We start from the raw sequence: 26,576 nt of genomic DNA on the forward strand, positions 1-26,576 counted from the left end.
ATGGCTGAGCTCGAGGTTGAGATTGTCGCGGCGGACCACTTCGTGTGGTCCGGTGCGGCCAAGATGGTCAAGGCCCGCACCAGCGATGGTGAGATCGGGATCCTGCCGGGCCACTCGCCGCTCCTGGCCATTCTGGCTGCGGGCGAGCTGGCCATCGAGCCGGTTTCCGGAGAACGCCTTGCGGTTGTTGTGGACGGCGGATTCTTCTCCGTCGACGACAACCGCGTGGTGATCGTGGCTGACAACGCCCAACTGGGTGAAGCAGCAACTGCGGGGATCCGATAGCAAGACCTTGATGGACGATTCTGTTTTTCCGTTCATCGCCCTGGCAACGGCGTTTGCGTTGCTGATTCTTACACTGTGCCTTGTAGGGGTGCGCCGCTTCAACCTGCGGCGCGCCCTCGGCACGGTCGACGCCTCCATTTGCATGGCTGGAAACAGCTGGCGGATGGGGGTTTGTCGTTATCAGGACACGGAGCTGGAATGGTTCCGGCTCCTTTCCCTCAGCTTCAGGCCGAGGCACAGCTTCCGCCGAAGTTCCCTCGAGCTCCTTGGCCGCAGGAAGCCCACCGAAGAAGAACGGACACGGCTCCAGCCCGACGTCGTGGTAGTGGAACTGCAGCACGAGGGGCAGTCGTTCATGTTGGCGATGAGGTTCGAGGCCTATGCCGGGCTGTCTTCCTGGCTTGAAGCCGGCCCTGTGGTGGGCGTCGGCACCTGGCGCTGACCCCGGTGGACTCCTTCAACAAACTGAGCCTGGTTGACGGGCCCCTTTTTTGGACTCTTTTAGTCGCCGGCGTGTTGGGCGGCACTTTCCTTCTTTTCCGGCGGCGCTGGAGTTGGCTGCTGTTGATTGTCCTCGCTCTGGCCTTAGCATTCGTGGTTGTCTCCATCGCCCACTGGTTGCTGGTCAACGTGCTCCTTGTCTTTCCCGAAGACCTTCCCTTGGACGTGCTGGCGTGGTCTGTGCTGGCCGTCGCGGCATTGTTTCTTTTCCTTTTCCGGATTCAGGGCTCTTCCTGGCGCGCGAACGCCGCATCCGGAGTCTCCCTTCTTGCTGTCCTTCTTGCGTGCTCGTTGCAGATCAACAGCTATTTTGGTTTGAACCACACGGTGTCGGACCTCTTAGGACATGAAGTTGGCCGCATTCCCCAGCTTGAGGACGTCTTGACGAAAAGCGCCGCAGGAGCCTTTTCGGGACCCATGCCCACTGAGGGCCTGGTTCGTAGGGCAACGATCCCTGGAACGAGTTCAGGTTTCAAGGCGCAAGATGCCTTCATCTATTTGCCACCGGCGTACCTTTCCTCCGAACGGGTCGGTTTACCCTTGCTCGTCCTTTTCGCCGGGCAACCCGGCCGTCCTGCTGATTGGCTGACGGGCGGACTCCTCGAACCAACCATGAATACGTTTGCGGCCAAGCATGGAGGCCGGGCGCCCGTTGTGGTGGTGGTCGATCCGAATGGTTCCGATACCGCAAATACCATGTGCATGGACAGCCGGATCGCCCAAGCGGACACGTACCTTTCAGTCGACGTTCCCCGTTGGATTTCTGCGACGCTGGGGGTGTCTGCGGATCCGACGAGGTGGGCGGTCGGTGGCTTTTCCTTTGGTGCGACCTGTGCGATGCAGATGACCACGCTGCACCCGGACACTTATTCCTCTTTCATCGCCTTCTCGGGGGAACGCGAACCCTCGCTCGGACCGGACCGCACACGGACCATTGCGACGGCATTCGGGGGAGATAGCGTGGCTTTCGAAGCACTGACTCCCTTGACGAACATGAAGCAGCGGAATTACACGGGTCACGCAGGCTTCATCGCGGTTGGTGCTTCAGATTCAGAATTCGGCCGTTTCGCCGACGAACTTGCCGTATCCGCACGCGCTTCGGGCTTTGAACTCAGGCAGTCTTCGGTAACAGGGGCCGGCCATTCCTGGGCTGTCGCCGTGCAGGAGCTTCCGTCGGCAATGGAGTTCCTTGCCCCGCGATGGGGACTGAAGCAATGAGCATCGATGAAGCACAGCGGCAGCAGGAACAGTCGGAAACCCGCGCGGACGCGAAGCCTGCCCGAAAAATGCTGGCAGCGTTTGGCCGGGTGTTCCTTGAGAAGGTCGCGACCCACATCGGAGCGATTCCGTTCACGGTAGCCGTCCTCGCCCTCTATCTCCTTTCGCCAGCGATCTTCGACGCCGATGTGGCGGGACCGGACGCGCTGCGTCACCTTGCCAGCGTGAGCGGTGGCGGCTTGAAAGCGGGGGACTGGTGGACCATCTGGACGTCCCTCGTCTTTGCCGCCAATCCGGCTGATTATGTCCTGAGCGCGCTCCTGCTTCTGGTCCTCCTCGGTTCGTCCGAGCGGAAACTCGGCTGGTTCCGTACCGCAGTGGGATTCCTTGGCGGCCAGTTCGCCACTGTGACGGTCTTCCTGCTGGTGGTCCAAATTGCCGCGTACGGCGACGACGGCTGGCTTGGGCGCATGATGGATGCCAAGACTTCCGGGCCGCTGCCCGCGATCCTCTTCGTCTCGATGGCAGCCAGCGGACTCCTGCCCACTCTGTGGCGTCGACGCCTCAGGGCAACTGTGGTTTCGCTTGCCGTCCTGCTGGTCCTGTACGTGGGCGATCCCTCGGCCGTCATGGCGCTGGCCGGAGCACTCCTGGGCCTTGGTTCCGGCCTTTGGCTCCAATTCGGACAAGGCATCCAACCAAGCCATCGCGCGACGAGGCGCGAAACGCGGAACCTGCTCTCGCTCATGGTGGCGATTTTCGGCGTCGGGCCCCTTGTGGCCGGTGCAGTACGGAGTCCGGCAGGACCTTTGGCGCTGCTCCGGGAAATGGTCTTGAACCCCGTGCCCACGCTCACGCAGCTGCAGGCGAATTGCGGCGGGACCGTTGATATCCGGTGCCTCGAACTCGGCCGTCAAGGCTATCCCGGGCCGGCAGGTGTTGCCCTCGCGGTGGTTCCCGCGCTGCTGCTCCTGATTTGTGCAGTAGGCATGCGCCAAGGAAGGCGCCTGGCTTTGAAGATCGCGATCGCGGTTCAACTCGGGGTCGTTGCCTTATCCTTCGCCTATTTGGTCCTGTTCGCCAGCATTCCGCATTTTCCAGGTCGCGGCCGGACGGTACTGATGGGACCCGCAGTCTTCCACATCCTTACCCTGGTGCTTGTGCCGCTGGTCCTCGCTGTCCTGCTTTTCCTGTTCCGCGGAAATTTCGTGGTCGGCTCAAGGACGCCGCTTCGACGGAAGATGGCGTGGCTCGTTGGAGCGACGTGGCTGGTCCTGGCCAGCGCCTATACGGGAGCCTGGCTCGGCGCCGGGGGTCCGGCCCATGACGGGGGAGTACTGGGTCTCGCTGGCGAACTCGTCCGGCAATATTTGCCGTTGCCGATTCCCGCCACGTTTGGCCGGGTATTCGCCGCGCGGAGTGCCGTGGAATCGATCTTGTTCGCCTGGTCAGGGATTGTTTTCTGGCTGGTTGCCCTTGCCACTGTGTGGACGTTGCTGCTCAAGCGGCAGCATGGTCCTGGTGGAGATGACCCCGCGCGCTTCTTGGCCAGGGACTTGGTGAGGAAAGGCGGAGGATCGCTTTCGTGGATGGCGCTGTGGGAGCCCAACAAGTTCTGGTTCACTCCCAACGGGGATGCCGGCATTGCCTACCAGCAACACGGAAATGTCGCATTGACCTTGTCCGGACCTTTCGGCGACCTTCGCCACTCCAGCACCGCAACTGAAGGATTCCTCGACTATTGCGCGGACCATGCATTGGTGCCGTGCCTCTATTCATGCACCGAGGAATTGTGGCCCATGCTCAGGAGCGCGGGATTCCGCCGCATCGCCGTCGCCCAGGAAACCAGGCTATTTGTCCGGGGCCTGGAATTCACGGGCAAGGCGTGGCAAAACGTGCGAACGGCAAGGAACCGGGCGGTCAAGGCCGGCGTCGAAGCCCGCTGGGGACGATACTCCGAATTCCCGCAGCATGTACGTTCCCAGCTCGGGGAGGTTTCCGAGGAGTGGGCCGCACGGAAAAAGGTGCCGGAAATGGGCTTCACCTTGGGTTCGCTCGACGAGCTCATGGATGACGATGTTTTGTGCTGCGTCGCCGTGGACGGCAAGGGGTTCGTCTATGGTGTGACCAGTTGGTTGCCGGTCTTCCGCGAGGGCAAGGTGGTCAGCTGGACGTTGGACTTCATGAGGCGGCGCAGTGACGCCTTTCCGGGGCTCATGGAGTTCATGATTGCCTCGGCCGTACAGGAGTTGCGGCACGACGTGGAGGTCATATCCCTCTCCGGCTCTCCCTTGGCCGCCGAGCCCGATGAATCGCACGGCGGGGAAGCAGGTCTCGCCGATATCCTCGATCTGGTCGGCAGGACGTTGGAGCCCGTCTATGGTTTCCGATCTTTGGCCCGCTTTAAATCCAGGTTCCAGCCCGAGTACAGGACGTTGTACATGTACTACCAGGACAGCTTGGAGATTCCGGCGATCGGGGCCGCATTAAGCCGCGCATATTTGCCAGGCTTGTCTGTTCGCCAAACTGCCAGGCTACTCCGGACACTCGTTGCCTAAGCAGGCAACAGACGCTCAGCTGTTGTAATATTCGCGCTTTAAGACGTCAAAAGCGCCATTAGTTTCCTCCGAATAAGAAACTCTTGCGAAATACAGGAAAAGGGGTCCCGCGGCCTGCGCGGAACCCCTTCATGAAATCTGCGAAGCAGAATTCAAGCGGCCAAACTAGATGGCGGTGACGCCCGTGGCCTGCGGACCCTTCGCGCCCTGACCGATCTCGAACTGAACACGCTGGTTCTCGTCGAGGGTACGGAAGCCGCCGGTCTGGATCTCGGAGTAGTGGACAAAGACGTCGCCTTCAGCGTCGTCCGGGGTGATGAAGCCGAAGCCCTTTTCAGCGTTGAACCACTTGACAGTGCCCAGTGCCATTTTTTGTTTCTCCTCATTGTGGAACTTTTAAGTTCGGCACACGGCGTGCCGGCCTTGTTACTCCGCGAGAAGACCTGGTATTCCCTCCAAGCCGGGCTTGGCTGGCAGGAGCTTCACGCTCGCAACACGTCTTGCGAGCATGAATCACACCTACACAAAGACTGCTACAACACTTTCATGGCGGCTACGGGAGGTCAACGGTCTGCTCGGGAATTCCGGCAAAATTTAAGTAAAAAGAAGGTGACGCCAAAAAGGGTAGGTGGCCCATTGGGGCGCACTTGAATTCCGCCTACGCTATCCAATCCCCATTGCGCAATACCGCGGCAAGCTGCAGTTCCTTGTCCACCACCACGAGGTCCCCCCGCAAGCCCCTGCGAAGGCCCCCGAGTTCGTCCGAAAGCCCCAGGACAGCCGCGGGCACCGCCGTCGCCGATGACACGGCGTCGGCGAGTCCGACGCCGGCGCGCACGGTGTGCCGCACGACGTCGAGCATTGTGGCGGTGCCGCCGGCGATGGAACCCGTCGAGTCCAAAGTGGCCACGCCGTTCGTCACCGTCACAGGAGACGGGCCAAGCATGTAGTTTCCGTCGGAAAGCCCGGCGGCGGCCATCGAGTCCGTGACGAGGACGATATTCGAGGCACCCACGAGCTGGAAGACAGTCGCGACCATGCTGGGATCCAGGTGTGTGCCGTCCGCGATCAGCTCCAGCACCGCCTTGCCTTCTTGGGCGGTGCGGAGGCAGGCCGACACAGGGCCGGGGGTGCGATGGTGCATGGGCGGCATCCCGTTGAACAAATGCGTGACTGTCGGCAGGGAGCTGACACCGTCGAAGCCGGCAGATTCCAGGCCCTCGCGCGCGGCGGCCAAGGACGCGGCCGCCGTCGCGTCGTCGCAATCCGTGTGACCAAGCGACGGGGTGACGCCGTGGAACGTCATGAGGTCCACGAGTTCGGCAGCGCCAGGCAACTCAGGCGCGTAGGTCATGGTGGCCAGCTTGCCCGCCGCCGCTTCGACGAGCTCGTTCAAGAGCCCGAGGTCTGGCTCCAGCAGGTAGGCGGGGTTCTGGGCGCCGCACCGCGCATGCGAGAGGAACGGTCCCTCGAGGTGGATTCCGGCAACCAGCCCTTCGTCGGCCAGGCGCACGAAGAGTTCAATTCCGCGCAGGAGGTCTTCGCGCGGCGCGGTAACCATGCTGGCCAGGAACGTTGTGGTTCCGGAACGGTGAAGGAAATCGATGGCCTTCCGGGCGGACGCCTCTTCCGCGCCGGGGAAGTCGCCCCCGTTGCCACCGTGGCAATGCACGTCCACGAATCCGGGGACGAGGTACCGTTCGGACGGGAGATCGGTCCTGAGGGTTTCCTCGAAGCCTTCGAAGGAACCCTCGTCAAACTCTGCGGCGACCCCGGAGAAAACGATGCGGCCGTCTTCGACGGCCACCAGGCCGTCCTCGATCACCGTGGCGTCCGTGACGATCGTTCCGGTGATGAGGTGGCGTACGGGCGCAGACGAGAATGTTGGCTGGTCTGTGGCAGTCATGGTTCGATTCTAGTTGCCGGTGTCCAGCAGGCGCCGGTGCGGAACTTTGAGCAGGTGCGGGAACCTGGCGGCGGTGGAAACCTAGAACAGCCGGCTCTCGGAATCGTCGACGCCGCGCATAGCGTCATAGTCCAAAGTGACGCAATCGATTCCGCGGTCGTTGGCAAGGACTTTCGCCTGTGGCTTGATCTGCTGGGCGGCGAAAATGCCGCGTACCGGCGCCAACAGGGGGTCGCGGTTGAGAAGTTCGAGGTAGCGCGTGAGCTGCTCGACGCCGTCGATATCGCCGCGCCGTTTGAGTTCGACGGCGACCGTCCCGCCTTGTCCGTCCCGGGCGAGGATGTCCACGGGACCGATAGCAGTGAAGTATTCCCTCCGGATGAGGGAGTAGCCGGGACCGAGCGTCTCGATCTGCTCGGCCAAAAGACGCTGCAAGTCCGCTTCGACGCCGTCCTTGATGAGCCCGGGGTCTACGCCGAGTTCGTGGGAAGTGTCATGGACGTGCTCGTAGATGTTGATGATGAGCCGGTCGTCGGTCTTGGCGGACTGCACCGACCACTGCTCCACGACGCCTTCTTCGACGTCCGTCTCCTCAGGGGTTGTCACGCGCAAAGTAGCGGGCGGACTCATCCAGTTCAGCGGTTTGTAGGAACCGCCGTCGGAGTGCACCAGCACCGAGCCATCAGCCTTGACGAGCAAGAGCCGGGTGGCCAGGGGAAGGTGGGCCTTGAGGCGGCCGACGTAATCAACGGAACAACGGGCTATGACGAGTCGCACCCGCTCCACTTTACTTCCTCTGGCGCTCCCTCTGGCGATCGGGCCTGTCTGCTGGGGCAGAATGGAGTCATGCCTCGCTCCAACCGTCCCCGGCGTTCCGAATCAGCGAAAGCCAGCTGGAAACGGACCGGGCAGTCGCCGGACCTGGATTTGGAGCGTGCCCGGGCGGGGATCGCCCGCCGGGAAAGTGCGCCGGACGGCGACTGGATGGTCCGGACCATGACGGCGCGCAATGCCGAGAAGACGTACATCTGCCCCGGTTGTCACACGGCGATCATGCCGGGGATCGCACACTTGGTGGTGTGGTCGGATACACACCTTTTCGGCGCCGCCGCCGGACTGGCGGAACGCCGCCACTGGCACACCAATTGCTGGACCGGCCGGACGTACAGGTACCGCTGAGCACTTAGGCTTGGAAACATGAGTTTCGATCCTGCGTCCCTCGTTTTCAGCCAGCCCGAATCGGCCACGGAAATCCGCGCGTCCACCGTATTGCCCGCGCGCCGGGAAAACGTGGAGTTCGTGACCGAAGACGGAAAGCTGCTAGTGGGCGAGCTGGCGACTCCCGAATCGGGGGAGATCGTGGCGACGCTCATCACCCTGCACCCCTTGCCCACGCACGGCGGTTTCATGGATTCGCACGTTTACCGCAAAGCCTCCTACCGGCTCCCGGCCCTGGCCGGCGTCGCGGTCCTGCGCTTCAATACGCGTGGCACTCACTCCCCACGGGGCACCAGCCAAGGGCACTTTGAAGAGGGCATCGGCGAGCGTTACGACGTCGAGGCCGCCGTTCGCTTCGCTGTCGAGCGCGGGCTGCCGAACCGCTGGCTAGTGGGTTGGTCCTTCGGCACCGAACTGGCTTTGATGTACGGCGCGGTCGAACCCGTCGCCTCACAGATCGAGGGCGCTGTGCTGTTGTCCCCACCGCTGCACCGGGCCACGGACGTGCATTTGAAGCAATGGGCGGCCTCGGGCATGCCCCTGACCGTTCTGGTGCCGGAACACGACGATTACCTCCAACCCGCGGAAGCCGCTGATCGCTTCGTGCTCGTGCCCCAGGCGCGCGTGCTGGGAGTCGACGGCGCCAAGCACCTTTGGGTGGGCGAGAAGTATGCGGCACGTGTCCTGGACGAGATTGTGGACGACGTCACGCCGTCGGGATCGGGCGTCGAAGGACTCCCGCGCCAATGGAGCGGCCCGGTCGCCACGGCCTAGGTAGCTGCGGTTCCCGTCCGCGGGCCGGTCAGTGCCCGACGGCGGCCCGCGGCCTGGTCAGTGCCGGTCCGGTCAGCGTCGGTCCCGTTAGTGCCGGTCTTGGCGGGCGATGAAGACTTCCTTCATGAGCAGCATGATGGCTGCCGCGGTCGGAATGGCGATCAAGGCGCCAAGGACCCCGAGCAGGCTGCCGCCGGCGATCACCGAGATGACGGCGACTGCTCCGGGAACAGCCACGGCCTTCTGCATGATGCGCGGCGAAATGAAGTACGCCTCGAATTGGAGGTAGGCGAAGTAGCAGATGGCATAGACCAACGCCGTCTGCCAGCCGGCCGTGAGGGCAACCAGGATGACCACGACGGCGGCAATCATGCCGCCCACCAGCGGGATGAAGGCGAGCAACGCCACCACGAACGCCAGCAGGACGCTGAACGGAATACGCAGGATGCTCATGACGATGAAGGCATACAGGGCGTTGAGCAAAGCCACGCACACCTGCCCGATGACGTAGTTGCCTACGGAACGGGTGATTTCCTCGGACAATGCCTCCACACGGACCCTGCGGGAGCGTGGAGCAAGGCGGTAGCCCCATCTCTTCATGGCAGGAAGGGCGCCTAGGAAGTAGAGGCTCAGGACCAGGACGATGAGCGTACCGAAGATGCCGTTGGCAACAGTGGACCCGAATCCGACGACGCCGCCGAAAATACCGCCCATGGCGTCCGGGTTCTTGACGAACTTGTCCAGCTCCTGGCTGATCCTGTCGCGCACGCCGAATTGGCTGTCCAAGGAACGGAAGAAATCGGAATCCACGAAGCTCCGGATCCAATCCGGGGCCTCCCGGACGATCTGGGTTACCTGTTCCACGATCGTGGGAATGAGGGTGGCGAAAAAGGCCGCCACTCCGGCGACGAGGGCTCCTACGGCAATGACGACGCCGGCGGGCCGCGGGACCTTCCGGCTTTCGAACCAGCGGACCACCGGGTCGAGGCCAAGTGCAATGAACAGTGCGGTCACGATCCACAACAGCAGCTGGGCTGTGTTCATGCCGATGTAATACAGCATGAGTGCGACGCCGACGCCCGCGGTTCCCATGAATCCGACGTAGAGCGGATGCTGCGAAGACATCCGCGGACCGGGGGAGCCGAAACGTGGACCGTCTGTTTCGTCCTCTTCGACGTCGGACGCCATATCGCGTTCGAGGTCCGGCGGCATTTCGAAACGGACCCTGGGCTGTGCGCCGGGAATGGGCTGGCGCAATCGCCGAACGAAGGATGCCATCAGGCCGTCTCCATGGTCCCGGACGTTGTTGCCAGGGCCGCTGGAGCCGTTGCCGTTGGGGCCAGCGCCATTGGACGAACCCTCCCGGCCGTCCCCGGGGCCTGGGAGACTCGGATCCTTGCGCTCTTTCACGTGGTTTCGCTGCCTTTTCGTTCCGCGATCAGGCCCCGGCGGCGCCCGATATCATGTTGTTCGCCACACTATCAGCCGCGCGGAATTGCCGGTTTCCCGCGGTTAACCGGGGGCCGGCAGCTCGTTGGCGGACGGCGCCGAACTGACTCGAAGGTAACGAAACCGTTACCCTTGTAGTTCAACGACCGCTGATGATAGGTATTCCTGTGCGATTGAAGACTGCAGTTTCGCTGGTGCTGCTTGGCCTGCTGACACTGTTGGCCGGCATCGGCCAGCTGACCTTTTGGGCTCCGGCCGAGACCATTACCGCGTCCGCTCCGGCCGACACCAAATCCGCTCCATTGACCGTGATCGACCAAAGCGTGCTGACCCACAAGGGCGGCCCGACGAAGATCAGCATCAAAGGCGACGGAAACTTCGTGCTGGCGGTCGGTCGTCCCGACGACGTGGATGCCTGGGTAGGCAAGACGGCACACAACAGCGTCACGGGAGTTTCCGAAGACGGCAAGTCCCTGCAGGTTTCTGCCGCCGCAGGTGATGCGAAGGCCCCGTCACCGGCGAATTCGGATCTCTGGGTGCAGACCGAGAACGCCAACGGACAGTTGGACTACACCTGGACGCCTCCGGCCAGCGGAAATTGGTCGCTCCTTGTGGCGAGTGACGGAACCAAGCCAGCGCCGTCGTCGGTGTCTCTGACGTTCCCCAACGACACGAGCATGCCGTGGGCCGTCCCCCTCATCGTGATCGGTGCCATCCTCATTCTCGTCGGCGCCGCGTTGCCGTTCATCGGCAGGTTCATCGGCGGCAATGGCAGCGGTCCCCGGAATCCGTTCCTGAACCGGGCTGAAACCCCGGCCGTCGCAGACGGCGCGAGCGAAACCGGCGTACTCGAAACTCCGGAAACCGACGCTGCTGGAAGCGACGTTCCTGAAGACGCCCCGGGCAAAGACTCCAGGGAGGGATCGGGAAGCGGTGCGGCACTGCGCGTTTCCGTCGTTGCAGCCGCTGTTGCGGCCTCCCTCGTGGGCGGTGCCGCGGTAGGCGCCCAAGCCGCGGAGTCGCCGTCGCCGTCGGGATCCTCGACGGCGACCCCGTCCGCCCAAGACGCAGCGCAGTCTTCTCCCGTCCTCTTGGACTCGCAGCTCAAGCGCATCCTCGAGCAGGTCGCCAGTGCCGTTGCAGCCGGCGACGCTGCGCGGGACGCCGCCAAGCTCGCCCCGCGGGTAGACGGCACGGAGATGCAGGTTCGGACCCAGAACTACAAGATCCGCTCCCAGGTGGCGACGTTTGAGGCACGGATGCCGGTCCGGTCCACCAAGCTGCTGGGCAGCGTCATCACCACGCAGCGCTCGTGGCCGCGCACGGTGGTTGCCGTGACGCAAGGCGACGGCAACGTGGTTCCCCAGGTCCTGACCCTCGTACAGGCCTCTCCGCGCGATAACTACAAGCTCAAGGACACCGCCCCGCTCCAGCCTGGAACGTCCTTCCCGGCGATTCCGCTGGGCGGAACCCAGCAGATCGCTGCCGGGGACAAGACGGGCCTGCAGTACAGCGGGACCGAAGCCATGGCAGCCCTCGCCGACCGCCTCACCAAGCCTGACTCGGCGTTCAAGGACAAGCTGGTGGAGGGAACCAATTCGCCGTACATCGCGGACGTACTGGACTACCAGTCGAGCACCGTGAAATCCGGCACGAACGGCGACTTCACCTTCACCCACACACCGGCTGCCCCGGAAACATCAGTGTTCCGTACGTCCGACGGCGGTGCTTTGGTCATCGGAAGGGTGGACTTCACTTTCACCAGCAAGCCGAAGGCCGACGGCGATACGTTGAACGTGGACAAGGCGGCCGCTGTGCTTGCCGGCGGTGATTCCACGAAGGTCGGACTGGTGCAGAACTTCGCGGAATCGGTGGCAATCTACATTCCGCCGACCGGGACCACGGGCCCGATGAAGCTCGTTGCGGCCGTCCGCGGCCTGGTGGGGGCAAGCTTCCAGTAAGCAAACGCTGTTGGCGCAGCGGCTAGAGTGGACGGTATGAGTTCGCAAGGTTCCCGTCCCGTCTCTCCAGCCGCCGCCAGCCAGCTCAACCTTCGCGGCGCCGTCGACCTCTCTGCTTTGCGTCGGCCGGCGCCGTCGCCGTCGGGCGGCACCCTGGCCGCTTCCGCCGATGGCAACGCGAATGGCCAGCCATTGCGCGTGGATGCCACCGAGGGTAATTTCCAGGACCTTGTGCAATTGTCCGCGCAAGTCCCTGTCCTTTTCCTCCTGTGGTCCAAGCGCTCGCTCGAAGCGGCGGACTTGTTGCATGGCCTGGAATCGGTGGTCGACAGCTACGCGGGCAAAATCGTGCTCGCGGCCGCCGACATCGACGTATTCCCTCAGCTTGCCCAGGCTTTCCAGATCCAAGCCATTCCGACTGCCGTGGCGGTCCTCAAGGGCCAGCCTGTCCCGCTGTTCGAAGGGCCCGCTTCGGATCCCGAGATCCGCAGCCTCATCGATGAACTCCTCAAAGTGGCCGAAGCCAACGGGGTCACCGGCAGCATCGGGGGCGGCGCTCCGTCCGGCGAGGCGCCGCCTTTGCCGCCGCTCCACCAAGCAGCCTTCGACGCGATCGAGGTCGGCGACTACGCAGCCGCGGCCGCGGCCTACCGCCAGGCGCTCGCCGAGAAACCCGCCGACGCCGACGCCAAGGCCGGCCTCGCCCAGGTTGAGCTGATGGGGCGCCTGGAGTCGTTGACCGCTCCGGATGCGGAAGCGTTGCGCCAGAAAGCGGCGGAGGAACCGGACAACATCGACGTCCAGTTGGGCGTGGCGGACCTGGACATCTCGGGCGGACACATCGAGGACGCCTTCAACCGCGTCATTGCCTTCATCGGGCGTAACTTCGGGCCGGCCCGCGAAACCGCCCGGGTACGGCTCCTGGAACTCTTCGACGTCGTGGGCATTTCGGACGAACGCGTGGCCAAGGCCCGCCAAGGCTTGGCCCGGGTCCTCTTCTAATGACGCAGTCGGCCCTGTTCAGCCCGCTGCAGTTGCGCTCCCTGACCCTTCCGCACCGCGGTTGGGTGTCGCCGATGTGCCAATACAGTTGCTCGCCCGACGACGGCGGCGGCGTTCCGAACGATTGGCACCTGGTTCATCTTGGCGCGTTTGCCACCGGCGGCGCGGCGCTCATCCTCACGGAGGCCGCAGCGGTCAATCCTGGCGGGCGGATCAGCCCGCGGGACGCCGGAATGTACACGGACGAGCAAGCTGCCGTGTGGGAACGGATTGTGGATTTTGTCCACCGGAACAGCGCGGCCGGCGGCAAGATCGGAGCCCAATTAGCGCACGCGGGCCGCAAGGGGTCGACATATTGGCCTTTCGCTGAGCAGGGCGGATCAGTGCCGGAGGACGACGGCGGTTGGGTTACGCAGGGTCCGGGCAACGGAGCGTTTGCCGGCCTCGCGAGCCCGGCCAAAATGGACGAAGCCGACATTGAAGCCGTGATTTCCGATTTCGCCGCGGCGGCCAAGCGGGCAGTGGATGCCGGGTTCGACACCGTCGAGATCCACGGCGCCCACGGGTATCTACTCCACGAATTCCAAAGCCCGCTTATCAACAATCGCGACGACGCCTGGGGCGGAAACGAGTCCGGCCGCAACCGCTTGATGCTTGCCGTGGTGGACGCCGTACGGGCTGTCATTCCCGATTCCATGCCGTTGCTGCTGCGGATCTCCGCCAGCGATTGGGCCGAAGGCGGAGTGGACATCGAGGCCTCGGTCCGCTTGGCGCGGGAGGCCGCTTCGCGGGGCGTGGACTTGGTGGATGTATCCAGCGGGGGCGCGGTTGCCCATCAGCGGATCAAAGCCGGTCCTGGCTACCAGACGGGGTTCTCGGCGCAGATCCGGCGCGAGGCGGGTGTTCCCACAGGCGCTGTGGGTTTCCTGACGTCGTCGGGGCAGGCTGAGCACACGGTTGCTACCGGCCAGGCCGATGGCGTTTTCATGGCGAGGGCTGCTTTGCGGGATCCGCATTGGTGGCTTCGCGCAGCCTTCGAGCTCGGCCATCCCCTCGAATGGGTACCCCAGTACCACCGTGCAGTTCCGCGCCACAGTTTCTAGGTGTGCGGGTTTCCCCTTGTAGTCCTTTGGGATGAGGAAGCCCCGCAAGCCGCTGCGCGAGTTCCCCCTCCAGGACGACTCCCGGAGATGCCGCCAGGGCTAGGCTGACTGCATGACTCACCCGCACCCCGATTCCCCCGCCGTTCCACCGGTTCCGGCATTAGCCCTGCGCGGACTGGCGAAGCGCTTTGGCGCGAAGATCGCCGTCGACGGCATCAACCTGGACGTCCCCGCCGGTTCCTTCTACGGAGTAGTCGGACCTAACGGTGCAGGAAAGACGACCACCTTGTCTATGGCAACCGGCCTTCTACGCCCGGACTTCGGCACGGCGTTCATCCACGGGGTGGACGTCTGGGCCAAGCCGTTGGAAGCCAAGAAGCTGATGGGCATCCTGCCTGACGGCGTGCGCCTCTTCGACAGGTTGACCGGTGAGCAACTTGTCACTTACGCCGGACTTTTGCGGGGGATGGACAAGGAAGTCGTTGCCCAACGGGTCGGCGAACTGCTGGAGGCGCTGGATCTCGGAGGCGACGCGGGCACCCTCGTGGTGGACTACTCCGCCGGCATGACCAAGAAAATCGCCTTGGCTTCGGCCCTCATCCATGCCCCGCGGCTGCTGGTCCTGGACGAACCCTTCGAATCGGTGGATCCGGTGTCGGCTGCCAATATCCGGGGAATTCTTGAGAGCTATGTGGCCTCGGGCGGCACCGTGATTGTGTCGAGCCACGTAATGGACCTGGTACAGCGCATGTGTGACCATGTCGCTGTGGTGGCGGCTGGCAGGATCCTGGCGGCGGGAACGGTGGACGAGCTGCGCGGCGACGCGTCGCTCGAGGACCGCTTTGTGCAGTTGGTGGGCGGCGGATCCCGGACGGAAGGCCTGGAATGGTTGCGCACCTTCTGAGCTTGAAGTGGCGGCTCCTGCTCAATGGCGTCCGCCGAAGTCCGGCGCAGCTCGTCGGCATGGCGATCGGCGCGCTCTACGCTTTCGGAGCCGCGGCAGGGCTCGCTGTGGCCCTTGTCGTGTTGCGGTGGGCGGACGTGCAGACCGCCCACAGCGCGGTTGTCCTCGGCGGGGCGGCCGCGATGTTGGGGTGGGTTTTGGTCCCGTTGCTTGCTTCGGCTGCTGACATGACCCTGGATCCCGCCCGTTTCGCGACGTCGGCCATCCCCATGCGGCAGTTGTTGGCCGGCCTGGCCCTTGCCGGCCTGATCGGACTGCCGGGTGCCGCCACCTTGGTTGTGGCGTTGTTCACTACCGTGACGTGGTGGCGCAGCGTTCCTGCCGTGGGCGGTGCGCTGCTGGGGGCCGTCGTTGGAGTCCTCAGTTGCGTGGTCCTGTCCAAGGTGGTGACGACGGCGACGTCGAGCCTGGCCGCGTCCCGTCGCTTCAAGGACGTGAGCAGCATCGTTATCTTTGTCCCGCTGATACTGATGGGGCCGATTTTTGCCAGCGTTGTGCAGGGCGTTTCCCGATCCACCTACTATCTACCGGACTTGGCCCGGACCGTGTCCTGGACACCGCTTGGTGCTCCCTGGTCCATCGGCGGAGACCTGGCGTCCGGCGATGTCCTGGCCGCAATCGTGAAAGCGCTCATCTCCCTTGCAACCCTCGGGGTCCTGTTCGTCTGTTGGAACGCGTTGCTCAAGCGTGCACTGGTCACTCCGCCATACTCCGGGGGATCGGGAAAGCGCGGCGGCAAGCTCGGCTTGTTCGGGCTGTTTCCGGCGACGCCTACCGGTGCCATCGCGGCACGTTCGCTCAGCTACTGGATCCGGGACCCGCGGTACGCCGCATCCCTGCTGGTCATTCCGTTGCTGCCGGTCATTTTCCTCTTCCAGTCCGCCCAGGCCGGCAGTTACTCCATGCTTGTCATCCTCGGCCCCATGGGAGCCTTCATCCTCGCGTGGTCGATTGCCGCGGACGTTTCCTACGACAACACCGCGTTCGCCTTGCACCTGGCGACCGGCGTGCGTGGGGTCCACGACCGTTTGGGAAGGGCGTTGGCGTGCCTTTCGCTCGCCTTTCCGATAGTGCTGATTTTCGCAGTCGGTCCCTTCTTCCTGACGGGTGACTGGGCCTGGTTGCCTGGCATCCTGGGATTGTCCTTTGGAGTCTTGTTCTCGGGATTGGGCTTGTCTTCGATCGTCTCGGCGCGATATACCTCAAGCGTGCCGCTTCCTGGAGACAGTCCTTTCAAGAAGCCTCCGGGAAATGTCGCCCAGACGCTCGCCGTCCAACTGGGTGGCATGGGGGTGCTTTTGCTGCTCGTTGTTCCGGAAGTGGTTTTCGTGATCGTTCAAGCCGCCACGGGCGAGTCCGCTTGGGGCTGGGTCACCCTTGGCATCGGCCTTGTGCTCGGTCCGGTGCTTTTCGCGACTGGAATCCGCATTGGCGGCGGATGGTTGGACCGCCGCGGCCCCGAACTTTTTGCCCAACTGATCGTCAACCGATGACAATGCGCAACAGTGACAAGTCATGGGACATGGGATAACCTCGAATTAGAATTGATCCACCGCCGGAAACACCACCAGAGAGGTCCTCGCCGATGGAAATTGTCATCCTGACGGGAAGCAAGCAGATCGGGGCGCTCGCGGCCGACGCCATCGAGGCGCTGCTGCGGCGAAAGCCGAACGCCGTCCTCGGCCTGGCCACCGGATCGTCGCCATTGCCCGTCTACGACGAACTCGCACGGCGTCACCGGGAAAACGGCTTGGATTTCAGCCAAGCCCACGCATTCGCCTTGGATGAATACGTCGGGCTTGAGCCAGGCCACCATGAGTCGTACCGGGAAGTGATTCGCCGTGAGTTCACCGACAAGGTGAACATCGATCCCGCCAATGTCCACAGCCCTGACGGTATGGCGGCTGACCTGCCCGCGGCTTGCGAAGCGTACGAGGAAACCATGCGGGCGCTTGGCGGCGTCGACCTCCAGATCCTGGGCGTGGGCACCGACGGGCATATCGGCTTCAACGAACCGGGATCCTCGCTCGCCTCGAGGACCCGGATCAAGACTTTGATAGAGCAGACGCGCAAGGACAACGCCCGTTTCTTCAAGAACATCGACGAGGTCCCGCACCACGTAGTCACCCAGGGGCTTGGCACCATCATGGATGCCCGCCACGTTGTCCTGATCGCCACTGGAGCACAGAAAGCCCAGGCAGTCCGGGATTTTGTGGAAGGTCCGGTCGCCGCCATCTGTGCTGCTTCCGTGCTCCAGATGCACCAGCACGCGACCATCCTGATCGACGAAGCTGCTGCCTCGTCCCTCAAGCTTGCCGACTACTATCGCCACACCTATGACAACAAGCCGAAATGGCAGGTCATCTGACGGCGAAGGCCGAGCCGCTAAGATGGAAGGCATGACAACGCTGCCTCCGGACCCATTCGAAGACGACCCCATGCGCGAGCTTTCCGGAGCCGGAACTTCCACTGCAACCATTGAGCGCGAGGAAACGCGCCAGGAAGTGGAGCCCGGCGACCGGGAGCGGTTCGCGCACTACGTCCGCAAGGAAAAGATCATGGAATCCGCGATGACCGGCGAGCCCGTCATCGCCTTGTGCGGTAAGGTGTGGACTCCAGGCCGGGACCCGCAGAAATTCCCCATCTGCCCGGAATGCAAAGAAATCTATGACGGACTTCGCCCTGGAAACGACGGCGGAGACAAGGGAAACAACAAGTAGGCGGGCCTTCGTCCGCCGGCAATGATGCCTGCCGCGCCGGCCATCCACCCCGCGGGTGATGGCCGCCGTTCGCGGTGGCCGCTATTTTGTGCGCCGCTCGCTTGGCGCTTAGCCTGAGTCTTTGTTTCTGCCCCAGCGTGATCCTGCGCATCCGGAACAGATTGGTGTTAATTCCGCATGACCGAAACCCTTTTCGGCGGCCCCGCGCTGCCTCCTGCCTACCCGGAGCGGGCTGCGTGGGGAACTGCCCCGAAGCTTCGCGCCTGGCAGCAGGAAGCTCTGGACCTGTATATGAACGCCAGTCCCAGGGACTTCCTGGCGGTGGCAACGCCGGGCGCCGGAAAGACCACCTTCGCGCTCCGCATCGCCTCCACCCTGATCGATAACGGAACGGTGAACCGGGTGACGATCGTCGCCCCGACCGATCACTTGAAGCGGCAGTGGGCGGACGCGGCGGCGAGGGTGGGCATCGCGATCGACCCCAACTTCAAGAATTCCGACGGTCAGCACGGCCGGGGATTTATCGGCGTCGCTGTGACCTATGCCCAGGTGGCCAGCAAGCCCATGCTGCACCGGGCCAAGACGGAAGCCGCCCGGACCTTGGTGATCCTGGATGAGATCCACCACGGCGGCGAAGCGTTGTCCTGGGGCGACGGCCTTCGGGAAGCTTTTGACCCGGCAGCGCGCCGCCTCGCCCTCACCGGTACTCCGTTCCGCTCCGATACTTCGCCCATTCCGTTCGTCGAGTATGCCGAGGACCGCGACGGTATCCGGCGCTCGAAGGCCGATTACACCTACGGCTACGGAAACGCCCTGAAGGACCACGTTGTCCGTCCGGTTTTGTTCATGGCGTACTCGGGCCAGATGCGCTGGCGGACCAGTGCCGGTGACGAAATGGCCGCATCCCTCGGCGAAGCGGCTGTGACGAAGGACGTTACCTCCCAAGCGTGGCGCACCGCCCTGAACCCGAACGGTGAGTGGATCCCCGCTGTCCTTGCGGCGGCGGACAAGCGCCTCAGCGAAGTGCGGCGCACGGTACCCGACGCGGGCGGACTGGTGATCGCCACCGACCACGATGACGCCCGCGCCTACGCGGGACAACTCAAGAAAATCACCGGCCAGTCACCCACCGTCATCTTGTCGGACGATTCGAAGGCTTCGCACAAGATCGAGGAATTCACTGCCAGCGACAAACGCTGGATGGTGGCCGTCCGCATGGTGTCCGAAGGCGTCGACGTTCCCCGGCTTGCGGTCGGGGTCTACGCAACGTCCACCTCCACGCCGCTGTTCTTCGCGCAGGCTGTGGGCCGCTTCGTCCGTGCCCGTAAGCGCGGGGAAACGGCTTCTGTCTTCCTGCCGTCCGTGCCACCGCTCATGATCTTGGCCAACTCCATGGAGGCCGAGCGCGATCACGCGCTGGACCGGCCCGAGAAGGAAGATCCGGACGGACTCTTCAACCCCGAAGAGAGCCTCATGGATGAAGCCAACCGTGAGGAGAAGGCTTCGGACTCCCTGGAAAAGGGCAAGTTCGAGGCACTCGATTCCCAGGCGTCCTTTGACCGCGTGCTGTTCGACGGCGGCGAGTTCGGTACGGGAGCGGATATCGGTTCGGAGGACGAGCTGGACTTCCTAGGAATTCCCGGTCTTCTCGACGCTGAGCAGGTGGGAACCTTGCTGCGGCAGCGGCAGCACGACCAACAGTCGCGCAAGAAGCGCCAGGGCGCCTCGTCCGAACCGGCGGCGCCGGCCGTTCCGGACCACCGCATGCTCATGGACCTTCGCAATGAGCTCGCCAAGAACGTTTCCGCCTGGTCCGCCAGGACGGGTACGCCGCACGGCGTTGTGCATACCAAACTGCGCGAGGTGTGCGGCGGACCGGCCGTTGCCCAAGCGAACGAAGCACAACTGCAGGCCCGGCTCCGGAAGCTCCAGGACTGGTTCGTCGGGCGCAAGTAGTCCGGTGGAACCCACCCCGGTGGAACCGGAGGTCCGGCGTCGGCGTCAGCCTTGGCTGAGTTCGACGCCGTTCTCTTCGAGTTCCGCATAGGTGTCGCCGAGGTCCTCGGCGATTCCGGCGGTGAGGTCACCGATCACTGTCACGGCGTAGCCGGCCTGGACGGCGTCGAGGGCGGTCGCTTTGACGCAGTAATCGGTGGCGATGCCCACCACCACGACGTCTTCCACGCCGTGGCTTTGCAGCCAGTCATCGAGTCCTAGGGCGTCTTCGTCTGTTTCAAGCGAAGCGGCAACGCCGGGAGTGAGTTCGCCGGTGGGCACTTCGTCCTCGGGAGCCAGGATCCCTTCGAATCCGGAGTAGGCGGCCGTGAATTGTCCCTTGCGGAAGTAGGCCTGGATGTACTCGGCGTCCAGGTCGGGGTGGAGTTCAGCCCCCTTGCTTCCGGCCCGGCAGTGCGGAGGCCAACTGTCCACCCAATCCGGACTATCCGAAAAGTGGCTGCCGGGTTCCACGTGCCAGTCCTGGGTGGCCACGATGTGGTCGAACTGTTGGTAGTGGGTGTCGAGGTACTCGCTGATGGCCGCTGCCGTGGCCGCGCCGCCCTCCACCGCGAGGGAACCGCCTTCACAGAAGTCGTTCTGGACATCGACGATGATCAAGGCGCGGGACATTCAGTCCTCCTCGTAGATGGTGGGGATCGCCGGTTCGCCGCGTTGCAGCCGCCGGACCACGGGTGGGAGTTCGGCCATGGTGTCCGCGTGCCGCTTTTGTGCCCGGACCACGCCCTCATGTCCAGTCCACCCCGGGAGTAGTTCGCCGTTCTTCACAAACTGCTGGAGGAGGGGCCGGTCATTGCCGTCGTCTTCGGGCGGGTGTCCGATTCCCACGACCTCGTGCGTCGCGATTCCGTGCTCATCGAGCTTGCGGAGGGCATACTTGCGTCCGCCGACGCTCGCCTTGTTCTTCGCGGCCTTGGCCACCGAGATGAATTCGCCGGCATCGTTGGTACGGCTCACGAGTTTGTAGACCATGCTTGCCGTCGGGGCTCCAGATCCGGTGACCAGGGACGTGCCGACGCCGTAGACATCCACGGGTGCCGACTGCAGGGCGGCGATCGCGTATTCGTCAAGGTCTGAAGTGACCACAATCCGGGTATTGACGTTTCCGAGGTTGTCCAGGAGTTCGCGGACCCATTGCGCCTGGGCGACGAGGTCACCCGAGTCGAGGCGGACTGCGCCGAGTTTGTCTCCGGCGAGTTCGACGGCGGTCCGCACTCCGGCGTCGACGTCGTAGGTGTCCACCAAAAGGGTGGTGCCCGGGCCGAAAGCGGAGATCTGGGCTTCGAAGGCCTCGCGCTCGGTATCGTGCAGGAGCGTGAACGAGTGGGCCGCGGTACCCACCGTCCGGATCCCGTAGCGCCGGCCGGCTTCGAGGTTGGAGGTGCTGCCGAAGCCGGAGATGACGGCGGCGCGGGCCGCCGCCGTCGCCGATTCCTCCTGGGTGCGCCGGGAGCCCATCTCGATGCAGGGGCGGTTCCCCGCCGCGCTGGTCATCCGGGAGGCCGCCGAGGCGATGGCGGTGTCGTGGTTGAGGACGGAAAGGACATACGTTTCGAGGATGCATGCTTCCGCGAACGTCGACTCGACGATCAGGATGGGGGAGTGGGGGAAGTACGCTTCCCCTTCCGGGTAGCCCCAGATATCGCCGGAGAACCGGTAGTCCGCGAGGTAGTCGAGCGTTTCCTTATCCACGACTTCGTGCTGGTCCAGGAAGGCGAGTTCGGCGTCGCCGAACTTGAAGTCCTTGATCCCTTCCAGAAGGCGGCCGGTTCCGGCGACAATCCCGTAGCGCCGGCCGTCGGGAAGGCGACGGGCGAACACTTCGAAGACGGAGCGCCGGTGCGCCGCACCTGAGCGGAGGGCGGCCTCCAGCATCGTCAGCTCGTAATGATCGGTGTACAGCGACGTGCGGGGGTGGTCCCAAGCAACGGATCTACTCACGAAATTTACTCTAGTCCCCACCGGCTCCCTCGTCTCGCTCCGCTCGACGTGGGGCCCTCGCCGTCGTGGGCCCACCCACCGGCTCCCTCGTCTCGCTCCGCTCGACGTGGGGCCCTCGCCGTCGTGGGCCCGTCCCTCGCCTTAGAATGGACAGATGACCACTACCGTTGCCCCCGGGCTTGCCTCTGGCACCTGTACAGGAACCAACGCAGTGACAGACGCAGGCTTAAAGGGAGAAGAACGCACGGATCTCGCGCAGGAGTCAGCTACCGACCTCCTGACCGCGGCGGACGTTCCATGGAACCTGGTGATCTGGAATGATCCCGTCAACCTCATGAGCTACGTGAGCTACGTGTTCCAAAGCTACTTCGGCTATTCGGAGGCCAAATCCAACAAACTCATGTTGGAGGTCCACCGGAAGGGCCGCTCCATCGTCGCTTACGGCGGCAAGGAACAGGTCGAGCAGCACGCCGTCGCCATGCACGGATACGGGCTGTGGGCCACGGTCGAAAAGGCGAGCAGCAGTGGAGACGGCCAAGGACGGAAGGGCGGTTCGCGTGGCTAAGGCCTTCAAGTACGGACTTAAAGGCATCACGGGTTACCTCGAACCTACCGAGCGCGAACTCCTTCGCGGCCTTGTGGACGACGTCATTTCGATGCTCGAACCGCAATCGTCGGCGGACGAGGACCCGTTGACCGCCCTGATCGGCCTCGACATGAACGTGCGGGAACCGTCCGACCGCGCCTTGCTGCGGCTCTTGCCGAACGTCATGAAGAACGACGGCGCCGCGTCCCTTGAGTTCCGGCAACTCACCGAGCGTTCCCTGCGGGAGACCAAAATCGGTGCGCTCCGGGCGACGGCGATGGGCTTGGATCGGAACGACCTCGTCCTCACGCCGGAGGAGGCGAGGCTGTGGTCGATGGCTTTTAACGATGTCCGGCTCGTCTTGGCTGAACGCCTCGACATCCGCGACGAAGCCGACGCGGACCACGTGCACGCCATGCAGGATTGGTCGCAGGCGGACGACGTCGAGAGCTACTTGGCGCTGGTATACAACTTCACCACCTGGCTCCAGGAGTCGCTGGTCCAGGCCATGATGGCCTCGATGGACCGGAAAGGCTAAGGCGGAGACGGCGCGCCCGCGTCCTTTCGTGTGACAAAACAGACACGAGGGCCGGACCACAAGTCATGGCTGCCGCTCATGCCTTGCCTTATTCTCTAAGAATCATGAACTCAGCATCGGATTTGGTATCTGACGGAAAGGGCGCCGCCACGGCGCCGGAGTCCTTACACGACAATGCGGACAAGGCTTTGCTGGGATCACGGCCCATCGGTGTCTTCGACTCCGGCGTAGGCGGACTCACCGTCGCGCGGTCAATCATCGACCAATTGCCGAATGAGTCGATCATCTATGTGGGGGACACCGCGAACGGCCCGTACGGGCCGTTGCCTATCGCCGAAGTCCGGGCCAACGCGCTGGGTGTCATGGACGAACTGGTGGATTCGGGAGTCAAGCTCCTGACCATAGCTTGCAACTCGGCGTCGGCCGCGGTGTTGCGCGATGCCCGGGAACGCTACACGGCGCGTTACGGAATTCCGGTGATCGAAGTAATCCAGCCGGCAGTTCGGCGTGCCGTCGCCGCGACGAGGTCGGGGAAAATCGGCGTCATCGGCACCTCAGCCACAGTGGGCTCACGGGCGTACGAGGACACTTTCGCCGCCGCTCCCGACCTCGACATCACGTCCGCAGCCTGCCCGGAGTTCGTGAGCTTCGTGGAAGCCGGCATCACCACCGGTCCCGCACTCCTGGCCGCCGCGCACGAATACCTGGAACCACTCAAGGCTGCCGGAGTGGACACCGTGGTCCTGGGGTGCACGCACTATCCGCTGCTCACCGGCGTCATCTCGTATGTCATGGGCGAGGACGTCACCTTGGTATCGAGTGCCGAGGAAACCGCCAAGGACGTTTACCGGGCGCTCGCCACCCACGGGATTCAACGCAGCGATTCCGGCCAGCCCAAGCACGACTTCATGGCCACGGGCGATGCAGCCCAATTCGAAACCCTCGCCCGGCGCTTCCTCGGTCCCGAGGTGCTCTCGGTCCGCCACGTTGACCACGTCGCGGCCCAGTACCCCACGGGAAGCCTCGCGCGGATCACTCCGGAGATGCTGGAGGCCGCACGCGCCGGCGGCCAGCACGCGAGGACGTCCAACTTCGTTTCCCCCGCACCCTTTGCCGGGAACGAATTCGGCTCATCACGCGGGGGCCGCATCCAGTGAAATTGACCATCGTTGGCTGTACGGGTTCATTTCCTGGTCCGGGATCGCCCGCGTCATGCTATTTGCTCACCGCACATGATGGTGAGCGCAAATGGAAAATCGTCATGGACCTTGGCAGCGGGGCCTTGGGGGCCATCCAACGCTACACGGACCTTGAGGACATCGACGCGATCTTCCTCACCCACCTTCATCCGGACCATTGCATGGACCTGTGCGGACTGCACGTGGCGGTGCGTTGGAAGCCGGGCGGCTGGGGCCGCGACAGGATCCCCGTGTGGGGTCCGGCCGCCACGGCTGACCGCATGGCCACGGCTTACGGCTTGGAGCTGGACCCGGGAATGCACGAGGAATTCGATTTCACCAATTGGAGTGAGCGCGAGTCCGTCAGCCTTGGGCCCTTCACAGTGACGCCGTACGCGGTGAACCATCCCGTCGAGGAGGCCTACGCCCTGCGCGTGGAGGTCACGGAGCCGGACAAAGAAGGCCTGCCCCTCACAAGGGTGCTTGCGTATTCGGGAGACACGGACTCGTGCCAGGGCCTCGAGGATGCCGCGCGGGACGCCGATCTCTTCCTGTGTGAGGCCGCCTTCGAGGAAGGGCGCGACGACGGCATCAAGGACGTGCACTTGACCGGAAAGCGCGCAGGACAAGCCGCCACCGCCGCGGGCGCCCGCCGCCTGCTCCTGACCCACATCCCGGTGTGGACCTCCCAAACCAAGGTCATGGCAGAGGCGAGGCCGGAGTTTTCCGGGGATGTCGCCGTCGCGGTCGCTGGAGTCCACTACAGCGTCTGACATGGGAGTCCAAGCGGGGCCGCGCGATCGCTAAGCTTGCAGTATGACTTCCGAAGCCACATCTGTCCCCGTCATCCGTGCCGACGGCCGCACCCCCAACCAGCTCCGTCCCATCAGCATCACCCGCGGTTGGTCCAAGCAGGCCGAAGGCTCGGCCCTGATCGAATTCGGCAACACCCGGGTCCTGTGCACGGCTTCCCTCACCGAAGGAGTTCCGAGGTGGCTCAAGGGCGAAGGCCGGGGCTGGGTCACGGCGGAGTACGCGATGTTGCCGCGTGCCACCAACACCCGTTCGGACCGCGAATCGGTCAAGGGCAGGATCGGTGGCCGCACCCATGAGATTTCGCGCCTGATCGGCCGTTCCTTGCGCTCGATCATCGACACGAAGGCGCTGGGCGAGAACACGATCGTCCTGGACTGCGACGTCCTGCAGGCCGACGGCGGCACTCGCACCGCCGCGATCACCGGCGCCTATGTGGCACTCGCCGAAGCGATCCGCTTTGCCCGCGAAAACAAGATGATCTCGAAAAACGCTGAGCCGCTCACGGATACCATCGCGGCTGTGTCCGTGGGAATCATCGATGGAATTCCGATGCTGGACCTGCCGTACGTTGAGGACGTCCGCGCGGAAACCGACATGAACGTCGTGGTGACGGGCTCCGGGAAGTTCGTTGAGGTCCAGGGAACCGCAGAAGGGGCGCCGTTCGACAGGGACGAACTGAACGCACTGCTTGACCTTGCGCTCATCGGAACCGGCGAGCTCGCCGCGATCCAGCGCGAGACCCTGGCGGAAGCCCCGTGACGGGGGCAGGGACAGCCCACGAACCGCGGCTCGTTCTCGCCACGCACAACCAAGGAAAACTCCGCGAACTCAGGGAACTGCTGAGGGACCAGATACCAGGCCTCGACGTCGATACCCAAGTGATCGACGCGTCCGCCGCGGGAGCTCCGGACGTCGCTGAAACCGGGGTGACGTTCGCTGAGAATTCCCTGCTCAAGGCGCGGGCCGTAGCCGAAGCTACCGGGATCGTCGCGATCGCGGATGACTCGGGCCTCGCCGTCGATGTCCTTGGCGGCGCCCCGGGCATCTTCTCCGCACGCTGGTCCGGCAGGCATGGCGACGACGTCGCGAATCTGGAGCTCCTGCTTGCGCAGCTTTCGGACGTCCCCGATGTCCACCGCGGTGCGGCGTTTGTTTGTGCGGCTGCCCTCGCCGTGCCGTCAGCTGACGACGGCGGAGGTTTTGAGACCGTCGAATACGGCCAATTGGAAGGCATCCTCCTGCGCGAACCGCGCGGTGAGGGCGGGTTCGGCTATGACCCCGTCCTGGTGCCGCACGGACTGGACCGCAGTTGCGCCGAGCTCAGCCCGGAGGAGAAGAACGCCATCAGCCATCGCGGCAAGGCATTTCGCGCCCTCCTGCCGGCGATTGTGGCGGCGCTGCGCTAGCCAGGCACCAGGCCAAAAGACAGGCGCCAGCCCAAAAGAGAGGCGCCAGCCCAAAAGAGAGGCGCCAGCCCAAAAGAGAGGCACCCTGCAGACGGGGATCCGTCCGCAGGGTGCCTCTCTCGTTAAAAAGGTGCCGGTCCTAGTGTCGCGTTTCTGAAGTAGTTAAGCGGTTGGCTTTTGCGAGGATTTGTTCGGGGGTTTTGGTCCAGACGAACGGGTGGCATCGGTCGTTCCAGCCGGTGATGAACTGGCGGATTTTCTGGTTGAGGTCTTTGACGCTTGTGAAGACGCCGCGCCGGATGGCCTGCCGGTCGATGATGCCGAACCAGACTTCGACGAGATTCAGCCAGGATCCCGAGGTAGGAGTGAAGTGGACGGTGAAGCGGGGATGGGCCGCAAGCCATGCCTTGACTTCGGGGGTCTTGTGCGTGGCGTA

Annotated in this window: 27 protein-coding genes; 20 read left to right on the plus strand and 7 right to left on the minus strand. The window is 63.9% G+C overall.

Features of this window, described 5'->3' with window-relative positions:
- The 4 genes from E1809_RS09665 (at position 1) to E1809_RS09680 (ending at position 4,562) form a co-directional block, all read left to right on the plus strand.
- A complete protein-coding gene (locus tag E1809_RS09665; RefSeq protein WP_133204016.1) occupies positions 1-285 on the plus strand; it encodes a F0F1 ATP synthase subunit epsilon in 285 nt (94 codons plus the stop codon).
- A gap of 10 nt (positions 286-295) precedes the next feature.
- Positions 296-727, plus strand: a complete 432-nt coding sequence (locus E1809_RS09670) for a DUF2550 domain-containing protein (protein WP_133204017.1) — start codon at positions 296-298, stop codon at positions 725-727.
- A 71-nt stretch (positions 728-798) separates the two neighbouring features.
- A complete protein-coding gene (locus E1809_RS09675) occupies positions 799-2,004 on the plus strand; it encodes an alpha/beta hydrolase (protein WP_235835527.1) in 1,206 nt (401 codons plus the stop codon).
- Positions 2,005-2,072: 68 nt separating this feature from the next.
- Positions 2,073-4,562, plus strand: a complete 2,490-nt coding sequence (locus E1809_RS09680; protein ID WP_133204049.1) for a bifunctional lysylphosphatidylglycerol flippase/synthetase MprF — start codon at positions 2,073-2,075, stop codon at positions 4,560-4,562.
- A 165-nt stretch (positions 4,563-4,727) separates the two neighbouring features.
- Here E1809_RS09680 and E1809_RS09685 read toward each other — a convergent pair whose 3' ends face one another.
- The 3 genes from E1809_RS09685 to nucS form a co-directional block, all read right to left on the minus strand.
- Positions 4,728-4,931 (minus strand): cold-shock protein, encoded by a 204-nt coding sequence (locus tag E1809_RS09685; protein WP_133204019.1) that lies wholly within the window; start codon positions 4,929-4,931, stop codon positions 4,728-4,730.
- 289 nt (positions 4,932-5,220) lie between these two features.
- Positions 5,221-6,468, minus strand: a complete 1,248-nt coding sequence (nagA, locus tag E1809_RS09690) for an N-acetylglucosamine-6-phosphate deacetylase (protein ID WP_133204020.1) — start codon at positions 6,466-6,468, stop codon at positions 5,221-5,223.
- Between the two features lie 81 nt (positions 6,469-6,549).
- Positions 6,550-7,245, minus strand: coding sequence for an endonuclease NucS (gene nucS, locus E1809_RS09695; protein ID WP_133204021.1), 696 nt, complete (start codon positions 7,243-7,245; stop codon positions 6,550-6,552).
- Positions 7,246-7,314: 69 nt separating this feature from the next.
- On the opposite strand from nucS, the gene E1809_RS09700 reads away from it, so the two are divergent.
- Together E1809_RS09700 and E1809_RS09705 are read left to right on the plus strand one after the other, a co-directional pair.
- Entirely contained in the window at positions 7,315-7,647 is a 333-nt protein-coding gene (locus E1809_RS09700) for an ATP/GTP-binding protein (RefSeq protein ID WP_133204022.1), read from the plus strand.
- Positions 7,648-7,665: 18 nt separating this feature from the next.
- On the plus strand, positions 7,666-8,460 hold the full coding sequence (locus tag E1809_RS09705; protein ID WP_133204023.1) for an alpha/beta hydrolase: 795 nt from the start codon (positions 7,666-7,668) through the stop codon (positions 8,458-8,460).
- A gap of 87 nt (positions 8,461-8,547) precedes the next feature.
- Here E1809_RS09705 and E1809_RS09710 read toward each other — a convergent pair whose 3' ends face one another.
- Positions 8,548-9,738: an AI-2E family transporter gene (locus E1809_RS09710; RefSeq protein ID WP_205754151.1), complete on the minus strand. Its 1,191-nt coding sequence runs from the start codon at positions 9,736-9,738 to the stop codon at positions 8,548-8,550.
- A 323-nt stretch (positions 9,739-10,061) separates the two neighbouring features.
- Between E1809_RS09710 and E1809_RS09715 the strand changes: the two genes are divergently transcribed.
- From E1809_RS09715 to E1809_RS09750, 8 genes are all read left to right on the plus strand, one after another.
- Positions 10,062-11,870 carry a DUF2905 domain-containing protein gene (locus tag E1809_RS09715; RefSeq protein WP_133204025.1) on the plus strand — a complete coding sequence of 603 codons (1,809 nt, stop codon included), beginning with the start codon at positions 10,062-10,064 and terminating at the stop codon, positions 11,868-11,870.
- 36 nt (positions 11,871-11,906) lie between these two features.
- Positions 11,907-12,872 (plus strand): tetratricopeptide repeat protein, encoded by a 966-nt coding sequence (locus E1809_RS09720; protein WP_133204026.1) that lies wholly within the window; start codon positions 11,907-11,909, stop codon positions 12,870-12,872.
- The gene (locus E1809_RS09725; RefSeq protein ID WP_133204027.1) at positions 12,872-13,975 is read left to right on the plus strand and encodes an NADH:flavin oxidoreductase/NADH oxidase; all 1,104 of its coding nucleotides are present in this window, start codon (positions 12,872-12,874) and stop codon (positions 13,973-13,975) included. Before E1809_RS09720 ends, E1809_RS09725 begins: the two co-directional genes overlap by 1 nt.
- Before the next feature lie 112 nt (positions 13,976-14,087).
- On the plus strand, positions 14,088-14,879 hold the full coding sequence (locus tag E1809_RS09730) for an ABC transporter ATP-binding protein (protein ID WP_133204028.1): 792 nt from the start codon (positions 14,088-14,090) through the stop codon (positions 14,877-14,879).
- Entirely contained in the window at positions 14,861-16,432 is a 1,572-nt protein-coding gene (locus tag E1809_RS09735) for a transporter (protein ID WP_133204029.1), read from the plus strand. The genes E1809_RS09730 and E1809_RS09735 overlap by 19 nt, the downstream gene beginning before the upstream one ends.
- A gap of 92 nt (positions 16,433-16,524) precedes the next feature.
- On the plus strand, positions 16,525-17,307 hold the full coding sequence (gene nagB / locus E1809_RS09740) for a glucosamine-6-phosphate deaminase (RefSeq protein ID WP_133204030.1): 783 nt from the start codon (positions 16,525-16,527) through the stop codon (positions 17,305-17,307).
- Positions 17,308-17,329: 22 nt separating this feature from the next.
- The gene (locus E1809_RS09745) at positions 17,330-17,659 is read left to right on the plus strand and encodes a DUF3039 domain-containing protein (RefSeq protein ID WP_133204031.1); all 330 of its coding nucleotides are present in this window, start codon (positions 17,330-17,332) and stop codon (positions 17,657-17,659) included.
- A gap of 177 nt (positions 17,660-17,836) precedes the next feature.
- Entirely contained in the window at positions 17,837-19,615 is a 1,779-nt protein-coding gene (locus tag E1809_RS09750) for a DEAD/DEAH box helicase (RefSeq protein WP_133204032.1), read from the plus strand.
- 45 nt (positions 19,616-19,660) lie between these two features.
- Here the strand turns inward: E1809_RS09750 and E1809_RS09755 are convergent, their stop codons facing one another.
- Both E1809_RS09755 and E1809_RS09760 read right to left on the minus strand, forming a co-directional pair.
- The gene (locus tag E1809_RS09755) at positions 19,661-20,287 is read right to left on the minus strand and encodes an isochorismatase family protein (protein ID WP_133204033.1); all 627 of its coding nucleotides are present in this window, start codon (positions 20,285-20,287) and stop codon (positions 19,661-19,663) included.
- Complete coding sequence (locus E1809_RS09760; protein ID WP_235835529.1) at positions 20,288-21,616, minus strand: nicotinate phosphoribosyltransferase; 1,329 nt, start codon at positions 21,614-21,616, stop codon at positions 20,288-20,290.
- 154 nt (positions 21,617-21,770) lie between these two features.
- Here E1809_RS09760 and clpS point away from each other — a divergent pair, with 154 nt between their 5' ends.
- From clpS to rdgB, 6 genes are all read left to right on the plus strand, one after another.
- Positions 21,771-22,181: an ATP-dependent Clp protease adapter ClpS gene (clpS, locus tag E1809_RS09765; protein WP_133204034.1), complete on the plus strand. Its 411-nt coding sequence runs from the start codon at positions 21,771-21,773 to the stop codon at positions 22,179-22,181.
- Entirely contained in the window at positions 22,174-22,740 is a 567-nt protein-coding gene (locus E1809_RS09770) for a DUF2017 domain-containing protein (RefSeq protein ID WP_133204035.1), read from the plus strand. The genes clpS and E1809_RS09770 overlap by 8 nt, the downstream gene beginning before the upstream one ends.
- Positions 22,741-22,844: 104 nt before the next feature.
- Positions 22,845-23,897, plus strand: a complete 1,053-nt coding sequence (gene murI, locus E1809_RS09775) for a glutamate racemase (RefSeq protein ID WP_374102686.1) — start codon at positions 22,845-22,847, stop codon at positions 23,895-23,897.
- Positions 23,894-24,691, plus strand: a complete 798-nt coding sequence (locus E1809_RS09780) for an MBL fold metallo-hydrolase (RefSeq protein ID WP_133204036.1) — start codon at positions 23,894-23,896, stop codon at positions 24,689-24,691. The genes murI and E1809_RS09780 overlap by 4 nt, the downstream gene beginning before the upstream one ends.
- 43 nt (positions 24,692-24,734) lie before the next feature.
- Complete coding sequence (rph, locus tag E1809_RS09785; protein ID WP_133204037.1) at positions 24,735-25,493, plus strand: ribonuclease PH; 759 nt, start codon at positions 24,735-24,737, stop codon at positions 25,491-25,493.
- Positions 25,490-26,140, plus strand: a complete 651-nt coding sequence (gene rdgB / locus E1809_RS09790; protein ID WP_133204038.1) for an RdgB/HAM1 family non-canonical purine NTP pyrophosphatase — start codon at positions 25,490-25,492, stop codon at positions 26,138-26,140. The genes rph and rdgB overlap by 4 nt, the downstream gene beginning before the upstream one ends.
- A 139-nt stretch (positions 26,141-26,279) precedes the next feature.
- Here rdgB and E1809_RS09795 read toward each other — a convergent pair.
- Positions 26,280-26,576 (minus strand): transposase (locus tag E1809_RS09795; RefSeq protein ID WP_205754049.1); only part of this gene is annotated, 297 nt, incomplete at its 5' end.

Source organism: Arthrobacter terricola, assembly GCF_004354015.1.
Classification (GTDB): domain Bacteria; phylum Actinomycetota; class Actinomycetes; order Actinomycetales; family Micrococcaceae; genus Arthrobacter; species Arthrobacter terricola.

What these genes read in the sequence shown, in the direction of transcription:
- E1809_RS09705 (WP_133204023.1), top strand. Translation starts at nt 7,666, where the DNA reads ATGAGTTTCGATCCTGCGTCCCTCGTTTTCAGCCAGCCCGAATCGGCC.
- E1809_RS09670 (WP_133204017.1), top strand. Translation starts at nt 296, where the DNA reads ATGGACGATTCTGTTTTTCCGTTCATCGCCCTGGCAACGGCGTTTGCG.
- rph (WP_133204037.1), top strand. Translation starts at nt 24,735, where the DNA reads ATGACTTCCGAAGCCACATCTGTCCCCGTCATCCGTGCCGACGGCCGC.
- E1809_RS09685 (WP_133204019.1), bottom strand. Translation starts at nt 4,931, where the DNA reads ATGGCACTGGGCACTGTCAAGTGGTTCAACGCTGAAAAGGGCTTCGGC.
- E1809_RS09755 (WP_133204033.1), bottom strand. Translation starts at nt 20,287, where the DNA reads ATGTCCCGCGCCTTGATCATCGTCGATGTCCAGAACGACTTCTGTGAA.
- E1809_RS09745 (WP_133204031.1), top strand. Translation starts at nt 17,330, where the DNA reads ATGGAAGGCATGACAACGCTGCCTCCGGACCCATTCGAAGACGACCCC.
- clpS (WP_133204034.1), top strand. Translation starts at nt 21,771, where the DNA reads ATGACCACTACCGTTGCCCCCGGGCTTGCCTCTGGCACCTGTACAGGA.
- murI (WP_374102686.1), top strand. Translation starts at nt 22,845, where the DNA reads ATGAACTCAGCATCGGATTTGGTATCTGACGGAAAGGGCGCCGCCACG.
- nagB (WP_133204030.1), top strand. Translation starts at nt 16,525, where the DNA reads ATGGAAATTGTCATCCTGACGGGAAGCAAGCAGATCGGGGCGCTCGCG.
- E1809_RS09720 (WP_133204026.1), top strand. Translation starts at nt 11,907, where the DNA reads ATGAGTTCGCAAGGTTCCCGTCCCGTCTCTCCAGCCGCCGCCAGCCAG.
- E1809_RS09730 (WP_133204028.1), top strand. Translation starts at nt 14,088, where the DNA reads ATGACTCACCCGCACCCCGATTCCCCCGCCGTTCCACCGGTTCCGGCA.
- E1809_RS09750 (WP_133204032.1), top strand. Translation starts at nt 17,837, where the DNA reads ATGACCGAAACCCTTTTCGGCGGCCCCGCGCTGCCTCCTGCCTACCCG.
- E1809_RS09725 (WP_133204027.1), top strand. Translation starts at nt 12,872, where the DNA reads ATGACGCAGTCGGCCCTGTTCAGCCCGCTGCAGTTGCGCTCCCTGACC.
- nagA (WP_133204020.1), bottom strand. Translation starts at nt 6,468, where the DNA reads ATGACTGCCACAGACCAGCCAACATTCTCGTCTGCGCCCGTACGCCAC.
- E1809_RS09710 (WP_205754151.1), bottom strand. Translation starts at nt 9,738, where the DNA reads ATGGCATCCTTCGTTCGGCGATTGCGCCAGCCCATTCCCGGCGCACAG.
- E1809_RS09735 (WP_133204029.1), top strand. Translation starts at nt 14,861, where the DNA reads ATGGTTGCGCACCTTCTGAGCTTGAAGTGGCGGCTCCTGCTCAATGGC.
- E1809_RS09700 (WP_133204022.1), top strand. Translation starts at nt 7,315, where the DNA reads ATGCCTCGCTCCAACCGTCCCCGGCGTTCCGAATCAGCGAAAGCCAGC.
- E1809_RS09715 (WP_133204025.1), top strand. Translation starts at nt 10,062, where the DNA reads ATGATAGGTATTCCTGTGCGATTGAAGACTGCAGTTTCGCTGGTGCTG.
- E1809_RS09680 (WP_133204049.1), top strand. Translation starts at nt 2,073, where the DNA reads ATGCTGGCAGCGTTTGGCCGGGTGTTCCTTGAGAAGGTCGCGACCCAC.
- E1809_RS09665 (WP_133204016.1), top strand. Translation starts at nt 1, where the DNA reads ATGGCTGAGCTCGAGGTTGAGATTGTCGCGGCGGACCACTTCGTGTGG.